At 69.8% G+C, this 1,291-nt stretch carries 1 protein-coding gene; it reads right to left on the minus strand.

Annotated elements, in window-relative coordinates:
- Nucleotides 1–39 precede the first annotated feature (39 nt).
- Entirely contained in the window at nt 40–1,254 is a 1,215-nt protein-coding gene (locus ACIQI7_RS38945; protein ID WP_401119613.1) for an IS30 family transposase, read from the minus strand.
- Nucleotides 1,255–1,291: the final 37 nt, after the last annotated feature.

The raw sequence follows: 1,291 nt of genomic DNA on the forward strand, positions 1-1,291 counted from the left end.
GGTGGTTTCTATGGGTCGTGGCAACACGTGGTCGGTTGTCTAGGCCGCGATGAGTTTATGCAGGCGCTCGGCTGGGGTTTCCCAGCCGAGCGTTTTGCGTGGGCGGCCGTTGAGTTCGGCGGCGACGGCGGCCAAGTGCTCGGGGCTGTGGACGGCCAGGTCGGTACCCTTGGGGAAGTACTGCCTCAGCAGGCCGTTGGTGTTCTCGTTGGAGCCGCGCTGCCAGGGGCTGGCCGGGTCGCAGAAGTAGACCGGGACGCCGGTGGCGACGGTGAACGAGCCGTGGGCGGCCATCTCGGAGCCCTGGTCCCAGGTCAAGGAACGCACCAGGTGGCCGGGCAGGGTCCGCACGGTTTCCACGAGGGCGTCGCGCACGTGCTCGGCGGTGCGGCCGTTCGGCAGGTGCAGGAGCATCACGTAGCGGGTCGCGCGCTCGACCAGGGTGCCGATTGCGGAGGCGCCGTCCTTGCCGATGATCAGGTCGCCCTCCCAATGGCCGGGAACCGCACGGTCTTCCGCTTCGGCGGGCCGCTCGCTGATCATCACCATCGGATCGATGAAGCGCGCCCTGCGCACGCGTGCCTGTCGGTGGGGGACACGGCGGACGCGACCGCTTCGAAGGGCGCCGGCCAGCTCCCGGCGGAGTTCCCCGCGGCCTTGGACATAGAGGGCCTGGTAGACCGTTTCGTGGACCACGTGCATCTCCGGCCGCTCGGGAAAGGTGTCCCGCAGAGCCTGGCAGATCTGCTCCGGGCTCCACTTTCGGTCCAGGCGGTGCTGGATGAAGTTCCGCAGCTCGGGATCTCGGGCGATCTTGCCGGGCTTGGGGCGCGGTCGGCGCCCGTCGGCTCGGGCCTGGGCCGCGAACGGCCGGTACTGGCCGTTCGCGGGATGCCGGTTGCGCCGTATCTCGCGGCTCACCGTGGAAGGGCTGCGGCCCAGCTCGGCGGCGATGGCCCGAATCGTGGCCTTCTCCCGCAGCCGGTCGGCGATGTGAATCCGGTCCGCCTCGCACAGGTACCGCGACGGACCGGACGGGGGCGCCGCCCGCCGGACGGGCGGCGCCCCCGCAGTCCGACCCGTGGGGTTCCTGCCGTTGCGCCACCGCTTGCCGGTCCGGCGGTTGATTCCGACGATCCGGCACGCCTCGACGCTGTTCAGGCCCTGGTCCATGAGCCGGAAGTATTCCTCCCGCTCACGGACCAGCTTCCGCCGTCCCCGCACCGTCCGATCCTTGCGGATCTCGAAGGTCATTGCACTCCCCAACTGGGATGTTGCAACGATCCCTAGA

This window comes from Kitasatospora sp. NPDC092039 (genome assembly GCF_044756065.1).
In the GTDB taxonomy this organism is placed as follows: domain Bacteria; phylum Actinomycetota; class Actinomycetes; order Streptomycetales; family Streptomycetaceae; genus Kitasatospora.